This window comes from Roseibium sp. (genome assembly GCF_025698965.1).
Taxonomy (GTDB): Bacteria; Pseudomonadota; Alphaproteobacteria; order Rhizobiales; family Stappiaceae; genus Roseibium.
This window is the reverse complement of sequence record NZ_JAILWL010000317.1, coordinates 1-7,803: the sequence shown is the minus strand read 5'-3', so window position 1 is coordinate 7,803 and position 7,803 is coordinate 1. Positions and strand designations below refer to the sequence as shown.

The window sequence follows — 7,803 nt, the reverse complement described above, 5'->3', positions numbered from 1 at the left end:
CGACTTTCCCGATCCGGAAAGGCCCATGAGCACCAGAACCTCACCTTCGTGAATATCGAAAGACGCTCCCGCCACACCGAGGATCTGGCCGGTTTCCGCCTGGATCTCCTGCCGGGTTTTTCCCGCATCGATCATCGGAAGCGCGGAACTCGGATCGTTGCCGAAGACAATATCTACTCCCTTGAAGGAGACGATCGGGGTTTCATCAGCGCCACTCATCGCTTGCCTCCCTCTTCTGACCGGAAGAACCGATCCAGGACGATGGCAATCAGAACGATACAAACGCCAACTTCGAAGCCTTGAGCGATGTTCACTGTGTTCAGCGCCCTGAGTGTCGGCACACCAAGACCGTCGGCGCCGACAAGCGCAGCTATCACGACCATGGACAGTGACAGCATGATGGTCTGGGTCAGACCTGCCATGATCTGCGGAAGTGCGTAGGGTAGTTCGATTTTCCAAAGAAGCTGCGACTTGGTCGCCCCGAAGGCTTTTCCGGCTTCAAGCAGTGCCACCGGCGTCGAGGAAACGCCGAGCTGGGTCAGCCGGATCGGTGCGGGAATTGCAAAAATCACGGTGGCGATCAAGCCAGGCACCATACCGAGGCCGAAGAGGATCAAAGCCGGGATCAGATACACGAAGGTCGGGATCGTCTGCATTAGATCCAGCACCGGGCGCAAACCTGCATAAAAGCGGGGATGATGAGCCGCCAAGACACCAACCGGGATACCAGCCGCCATACAGACCACGGAGGCGGCAATCACCAGTGCGAGGGTTTCGGTGGTTTCCTCCCAATAGCCCTGATTGATGATCAGAAGCAGCGCTACGGCAACGAATACGGCAAACTTGAGCGTCCGGTGAACCGCAAACCCAATTGCGACTGCGATTGCCACGATGATCAACGGATGTGGCGTCTGAAGAAGCCACAAAATGCCATCGATCATTGTTTCCAGGAATATCGAGATACCGTCAAACACCCAGTAGGCGTTGTCGGTCAACCAATCGACAAAGGTACGTGCCCAAGGGCCGATCGGCAGTTTGTGTTCTGTCAGCCAGTCCAAACCGCAGCTCCGGTCAAATTATTGTTGTTTCAAAGAGAAAGCGCCGGGCAGTTTCCCGCGCCGGCGCTTAACTTGATCGGTTTAGAGGCCCAGAGCCCCTTTGACGGCGGCAAAGGAATCTCCACCATCAAAGGTCTTTACACCAACGAGCCAGTTTTCGAACGTGGCCGGGTGTTCCTTCAACCAGGCAGCGGCCGCTTTGTTCGGGTCTTCGCCGTCGATAAGGATCGCGCCCATGATCTCGTTTTCCATCGGAAGCGAGAATTCCAGATTTTCAAGGAATTTACCGACATTCGGGCATTCTTGCGTGTAACCAGCCCGGACATTGGTGTAAACAGTGGCGCCGCCATAGTTCGGGCCGAAGATTTCGTCACCGCCATCAAGATAGGCCATCTTGAAATTGGCATTCATCGGATGCGGCTCCCAGCCCAGGAATACGACGTCGTTTTCCCGCTTACCGGCACGGGCGACCTGCGCCAGCATGCCTTGCTCGGAAGACTCCACCACTTCAAAACCTTCAAGTCCGTAAAGGTTCTGGTCGATCATGCCGATAATCAGGCGGTTGCCGTCATTGCCCGGCTCGATGCCGTAGATCTTGCCGTCGAGATCGTCGCGGAACTTGGCAATGTCCTGAAATGACTTGAGACCCTTGTCATAGGTGTATTGCGGTACGGCGAGCGTATATTTCGCACCTTCGAGGTTGGCGCGCACGGTCTCAACGGACCCGTCTTCCCGATAAGCCTTGATATCGCCTTCCATCGTCGGCATCCAGTTGCCGAGGAAGATATCAATGTCCTTGTTCTTCATGGACGCATAGGTCACCGGAACGGACAGGATCTTGACTTCCGGTTTGTAGCCGAGCGCTTCCAGAACCACAGACGTCGCAGCAGTCGTTGCCGTGATGTCCGTCCAGCCGACATCAGAGAAACGAACAGTCTGACAAGCTTCCGGCTCAGTCGCGAGTGCGGTTCCGGACAGCATCAGACCAAGTGCCAGGCCTCCAGCGAGTTTCGCTGCAATTTTCATGACAATACCTCCTATGGAAAGTCGATCTTATTGTTTGTTGCAGGGAGCGTTTAATTTCTGCCCAAGGTTTAGCGCCCTCTGTCACCTCCGCCAACAGCCTGCTTGAAATAGATCCAACCATCCAAAATAAAAATTTGCAAGTTTTCATTGATTGATTGATCAATTAAAAATAAGAAACGAAGAGTTCGGGAGATCGCCATGCCCAAAGTCGGAATGGAAGCGGAACGGCGGCGCAGCCTCATTGACGCAACTGTCGACGCTATTCATGAACGTGGATACAGTGACATTACGATGGCTCAGATCGCCAAGCGCGCAGGTGTGTCCGGCGGACTGGTACATCATTATTTCGGTTCGAAAGATCAATTACTTGCGGCAACTATGCGGCATCTGTTGACCGAGCTTGGCCGCGCCATCACCAACGGGCTTGCCAAGGCGGAGACACCGCGAGAGCGCATCTCGGCAATCATTCAGGGAAACTTTTCCGTCGATCAGTTTCAACCGGCTGTCATCGCGGCATGGTTGGCATTTTACGTTCAGTCACGAACCACCGACAGCAACCGGCGACTCCTGAAAATCTATGCAGCCCGGCTTGCATCCAATCTGACATTCAACCTCAGGGCGTTCATGCCACGGGACGATGCGCTTCGAATCGCGGAAGGCACCGCCTCCATGATTGATGGCGTGTGGATCCGGCAGGCCCTCAGCGACACAAAGACCGACAGGCAGGCAGCCATCGCCATGGTCGAAGACTATGTCGAGACCCAAATCGCCGCTCAGGCAGCACAAACCAAAAATAAATAATTCGCCCGGAGTGCATTCATGACCGACCAGTTCGATTTCATCATTGTAGGCGCCGGTTCCGCCGGCTGTGCGTTGGCTTCCCGTCTTTCGGAAGATCCGAAAAACAGGGTACTGGTCCTGGAATTCGGCGGAACGGATGCCGGCCCGTTCATTCAGATGCCGGCAGCCCTTTCCTATCCCATGAATATGGCGCTTTACGACTGGGGCTTTGAAAGTGAACCGGAGCCGTATCTGGGCGGACGCCGGCTCGCCACGCCTCGTGGCAAGGTGATCGGCGGTTCGTCCTCCATCAACGGCATGGTCTATGTACGCGGTCACGCCTGCGATTTCGACACCTGGGAAGATATGGGGGCGAGCGGCTGGGGCTATCGGCATGTCCTGCCCTACTACAAACGCCAGGAACACAGCCACGGTGGCCAGAGCGGCTGGCGGGGCACCGATGGTCCGTTGCACGTTCAGCGTGGCACCGAATGGAATCCGCTGTTCACCGCCTTCAAAGAGGCCGGCGAACAGGCCGGATACGGTATCACGGCCGACTATAACGGAGAGAGGCAGGAAGGTTTCGGCGACATGGAAATGACGGTCCACCGGGGCCGTCGCTGGTCTGCCGCAAACGCCTATCTGAAGCCGGCACTGAAGCGTGGCAACCTTGAGCTGATCAAGGGGGCATTGGTGCGCAAGGTCGTGATTGAAAACAGCCGCGCCATCGGCGTCGAATTCGAAACAGGTGGTGAGATCCGCGAAGCCCGGGCAGCTCGGGAAGTCATCCTTTCCGCATCCTCCATCAATTCACCGAAAATTCTGATGCAGTCCGGCATCGGCGCGGCAGATCATCTGCACGAACTGGGCATCGAGGTGATCGCGGACCGACCCGGTGTCGGTGCCAATCTTCAGGATCACCTTGAACTTTATCTGCAGCAGGCCTGCACCCAGCCGATCACCCTGTTCAAACACTGGAACCTGATTTCAAAGGCCTTGATCGGAGCGCAGTGGCTGTTCTTCAAACAGGGTCTAGGCGCTTCGAACCAGTTCGAAAGCTGCGCCTTCATCCGTTCCAAAGCCGGCATAAAGTATCCTGACATCCAGTATCACTTTCTGCCCTTTGCCGTTCGGTATGACGGCAAGGCCGCCGCTGAAGGCCATGGATTCCAGGCCCATGTCGGGCCGATGCGCTCCAAATCCCGCGGGCACGTCAAGCTGACTTCCAGCAATCCGCATGACAAGCCGTCGATCCTTTTCAATTACATGTCGCATGAAGAGGACTGGGAAGAATTCCGCACCTGCATCCGCCTGACCCGGGAGATATTCGGGCAGGAGGCGTTTACACCTTATCGCGGCAAGGAGATCCAGCCAGGCAGTCAGGTGCAGTCCGATGAAGACCTCAACGACTTTATTCGCGAACATGTGGAGAGCGCCTACCATCCGTGCGGAACATGCCGGATGGGCGCCAAGGACGATCCGATGGCCGTGGTCGACCCGGAATGCAAAGTGATTGGTGTGGACGGGCTGCGGGTTGCCGACAGCTCGATTTTCCCGCAAATCACCAATGGCAATTTGAACGCACCGTCAATTATGGTCGGGGAGAAAGCTTCCGATCACATACTCGGCAAAGATCCGCTGCCGGCATCCAATCAGGAGCCCTGGATCAATCCTGACTGGGCGACCAGCCAGCGCTAAGACATTTCCGGCAAACGCCGGACCAAACGACACGCAGGAGCCTCACCAATGCGCGCCCAACCAACAGCTTCGCACTATATCGGCGGATCATATCAGGAGAGTCAGAGCGGAACCCCGTTCGACTCCCTTTATCCCGCAACAGGGGAAGTGATCGCCCAGATCAAGTCTGCCGATGATGCCGTCATAGAAGCAGCGATCCGATCGGCCAAGGAAGGTCAGAAAATCTGGTCGGCAACCCCACCAGCCGAACGTGGCAGAGTGCTGCGTAGAACGGCCGAGATCCTGCGCGAGAAAAACCGCGAGTTGTCGATCCTTGAGACGCTCGACACCGGCAAACCCTTGCAGGAAACACTGATTGCGGATGCCGCCTCCGGTGCCGACTGCCTGGAGTATTTCGGCGGCCTCGCAGCCACGTTGACAGGTGAGCATATCGAACTCGGCGGGTCCTTTGCTTATACCAAACGTGAGCCACTTGGCATCTGCTTCGGCATCGGCGCCTGGAACTATCCTATCCAGATCGCTTGCTGGAAGGCGGCACCGTCGCTTGTTTGCGGTAATGCCATGATTTTCAAGCCGTCGGAAGTCACTCCGCTGAGCGCGCTGAAGCTCGCAGAAGCCTTGAGCGAAGCAGGTCTTCCGGACGGAGTTTTCAACGTCATTCAGGGGTTCGGCGACGTCGGGGCGAAGATGGTCGCGCATCCCGACATCTCCAAAGTATCACTTACCGGCTCGGTGCCAACGGGGGCGAAGGTTGCCGCGCTGGCAGGTGAACACCTGAAAAAGACCACTCTTGAACTTGGTGGCAAGTCGCCGTTGATCGTCTTTGAAGATGCGGATATCGAAAACGCGGTCTCGGCAGCTATCAATGCGAATTTCTACTCCTCCGGTCAGATCTGCTCCAACGGGACCCGCGTCTTCGTACACAGGGACATCAAGGAACAGTTCGTGGCACGACTTGCGGAGCGGACTTCCACTGCCGTGCTCGGGGATCCATTGGATGAGACCACCAGCATTGGTCCACTTGTCTCAAAACTGCAGTTTGAAAAAGTGCTTTCCTACATGCAGATTGGTCAGGAGGAAGGCGCGCGGCTGGTGTGCGGTGGCAATGCCGCCACCGTTGAAAGCTTCCCGGACGGCTATTTTGTCCAGCCGACTGTCTTCGCCGACGTCACGGACGACATGCGCATAGCGCGCGAAGAAATTTTCGGCCCGGTTTTGAGCGTTCTGGACTTCAGCGATGAAGACGAGGCGATCACCCGTGCAAATGATACAGAATTCGGACTTGCCGCAGGTGTCTTCACCAAAGACATTCAACGCGCGCATCGGGTGATTGACCAATTGCAGGCCGGAACCTGCTGGATCAACACCTACAATCTGACACCGATCGAAATGCCGTTCGGCGGTTACAAGAAATCAGGTATCGGTCGTGAAAACGGTCACGCCGCAATTGAGTATTACAGTCAGATCAAGAGTGTTTATGTGGAGATGGGTGGCGTCGAAGCCGCTTTTTGAGTTCATTCCCACAATTGTTGTCTGGCTCCGGTGGAAACGCCGGAGCCTCAGCTTTTTCTTTCTGCCATCTTGACCTTACGGATTGAACTTTGCTGTCTACCAACCAGATTATGATCTAGGCCCGAAACGTCGGTCCGACCTGTCATATTGGAGACCGCATGAACCGGCATGTGCTTGACCCTGCGCCACGCAGCTACGTTAGCAACATCTATCTGCTCGACCGTTCCAATCGGGGGCCGTCCTGCGCGCCGGCAAGGCAGAGCCTGAAAGACCTCCATGACTGGTTGCTGCATGACGCGACGCAGATCGACAATGTCATGCTGATGTTCGAAGAGTTCATGTGGCGCTGCAAAGCCGCAGACCTCGGCATAGACAGATGTACATTGCATGTCGGCACCCTGCATCCGCGGGTTATCGGCTTTTCCTGGGTCTGGAACAGTCAGGATCAGCTCTGCGACGAAATCGCGGCCGATGCGAATGCACTCACCCAGTCCTCTTTCACCCTGAGCCCTCTTTACCGGGTGATGAAGGAGGGCGAGACCATCAAGAACGATCTTGAAAGCGAAGAAGGCAGGAACTCAGCCCCCCTTATGGGAGAACTTGCCGAACAGGGATACACGGCCTATGTCGCAATGCCCCTGAGTGCATCTGGAGAGATGCACAATGCCATGACTTTTGCAACGAAAACCCCAGGTGGCTGGCCCTCGGTCGACAAAGATCAGATTCGCTCGCTGATCGATTTGCTCGCATTGCATGTCGAGCGTCACATCGTTCAGCGGATCGCACGCAACGTTGCCGATACGTATCTCGGACCGATTGCCGGGCAACGTGTTCTGGACGGGGAAATCAGGCGTGGTGACGGTGAAGCCATCAAGGCGGTCGTCCTCATGTCCGACATGCGCGGTTTCACGCAACTTGCCGACCGTCTGAGTGGTCCTGAAGTGACCGCCATTTTGAACGCCTATTTCGACCGAGTGTCCGCTGCAGTCCTGGCCCATGGCGGCGATATCCTGAAATTCATGGGTGACGGCATCCTGGCGGTTTTCGATCAACAGGTGCTGGGAGAAAACGCCGCCGCAAATGCTGCTGTAAAAGCGTCCAGAACAGCGCTCGCCGCGATTGAAGAACTCAACGAAGCGCCGATTGAAGGTTTGCCAGACCCGGCTTTCTGGCAACCTCTCAAAATCGGTATCGGCCTTCACCGCGGTGAAGTGTTTTTCGGCAATGTCGGCGGGGAAGAGCGGCTGGACTTTACGGTCATCGGCCGTGCCGTGAACGAGACCAGCCGGGTCGAATCTCTATGCAAACCACTTGGCCGCGAGCTGCTATTGACGGAACCTGTTCGCGAAGCCCTGTCTGGAGACTTGCAGACGGAACTCAATGCGATGGGAGAGCATGCCCTGCGCGGCGTCGGCAAGCCCGTTGCGATTTTTTCCGCCTGAAGCCCGAGAGCGCGAAACGTGAAAAGGGCAGGTCTGTCCCCTGCCCATTTGGTTTTTACAAATCCGAACATGGCGGATACCGGTCTGTCGCACGTCACTTGGTCAGAATCAGTTTGCCCTGCTTGGTGATCGACAGACGGTATGTCTCTTCGTTGTGGACAATCTGTATCTGGCGGAGGCCAGAGAACAGCTCACGGGAATCAAATTCGGATTTCTGCTCCCTTACCGGCTTGCCGGGAAAGGCCGGGCGAACACGCCCGGCGGGAGCGATAGAAAGGCGGCGCTTC

General features: G+C 56.2%; 7 protein-coding genes and 1 pseudogene. 4 read left to right on the top strand and 4 right to left on the bottom strand.

The features are described 5' to 3' along the window. The 3 genes and pseudogenes from K5905_RS22205 to K5905_RS22195 all read right to left on the bottom strand — a co-directional run. Positions 1-219 (bottom strand): annotated as a pseudogene (locus K5905_RS22205) (choline ABC transporter ATP-binding protein); the annotation flags it as partial. Beyond that, complete coding sequence (choW, locus tag K5905_RS22200; protein ID WP_297587861.1) at positions 216-1,058, bottom strand: choline ABC transporter permease subunit; 843 nt, start codon at positions 1,056-1,058, stop codon at positions 216-218. The gene choW and the pseudogene K5905_RS22205, both read right to left, overlap by 4 nt. A gap of 81 nt (positions 1,059-1,139) precedes the next feature. After that, complete coding sequence (locus K5905_RS22195; protein ID WP_297587858.1) at positions 1,140-2,084, bottom strand: choline ABC transporter substrate-binding protein; 945 nt, start codon at positions 2,082-2,084, stop codon at positions 1,140-1,142. A gap of 198 nt (positions 2,085-2,282) precedes the next feature. Between K5905_RS22195 and betI the strand changes: the two genes are divergently transcribed. The 4 genes from betI (at position 2,283) to K5905_RS22175 (ending at position 7,516) form a co-directional block, all read left to right on the top strand. Next, positions 2,283-2,885 (top strand): transcriptional regulator BetI, encoded by a 603-nt coding sequence (gene betI, locus K5905_RS22190; RefSeq protein ID WP_297587856.1) that lies wholly within the window; start codon positions 2,283-2,285, stop codon positions 2,883-2,885. 18 nt (positions 2,886-2,903) lie between these two features. Beyond that, positions 2,904-4,562: a choline dehydrogenase gene (betA, locus tag K5905_RS22185; protein ID WP_297587854.1), complete on the top strand. Its 1,659-nt coding sequence runs from the start codon at positions 2,904-2,906 to the stop codon at positions 4,560-4,562. 48 nt (positions 4,563-4,610) lie between these two features. Next, complete coding sequence (betB, locus tag K5905_RS22180) at positions 4,611-6,074, top strand: betaine-aldehyde dehydrogenase (RefSeq protein WP_297587851.1); 1,464 nt, start codon at positions 4,611-4,613, stop codon at positions 6,072-6,074. A 158-nt stretch (positions 6,075-6,232) separates the two neighbouring features. Next, positions 6,233-7,516 (top strand): adenylate/guanylate cyclase domain-containing protein, encoded by a 1,284-nt coding sequence (locus K5905_RS22175; RefSeq protein WP_297587848.1) that lies wholly within the window; start codon positions 6,233-6,235, stop codon positions 7,514-7,516. 94 nt (positions 7,517-7,610) lie between these two features. Here the strand turns inward: K5905_RS22175 and hemP are convergent, their stop codons facing one another. Then, a complete protein-coding gene (gene hemP, locus K5905_RS22170; RefSeq protein ID WP_297587863.1) occupies positions 7,611-7,787 on the bottom strand; it encodes a hemin uptake protein HemP in 177 nt (58 codons plus the stop codon). Between the last annotated feature and the right edge of the window lie 16 nt (positions 7,788-7,803).

Bases quoted from the DNA above. Each gene is read 5' to 3' on its own strand.
- betI (WP_297587856.1), top strand. From the start codon at position 2,283: ATGCCCAAAGTCGGAATGGAAGCGGAACGGCGGCGCAGCCTCATTGAC.
- betA (WP_297587854.1), top strand. From the start codon at position 2,904: ATGACCGACCAGTTCGATTTCATCATTGTAGGCGCCGGTTCCGCCGGC.
- K5905_RS22175 (WP_297587848.1), top strand. From the start codon at position 6,233: ATGAACCGGCATGTGCTTGACCCTGCGCCACGCAGCTACGTTAGCAAC.
- betB (WP_297587851.1), top strand. From the start codon at position 4,611: ATGCGCGCCCAACCAACAGCTTCGCACTATATCGGCGGATCATATCAG.
- K5905_RS22195 (WP_297587858.1), bottom strand. From the start codon at position 2,084: ATGAAAATTGCAGCGAAACTCGCTGGAGGCCTGGCACTTGGTCTGATG.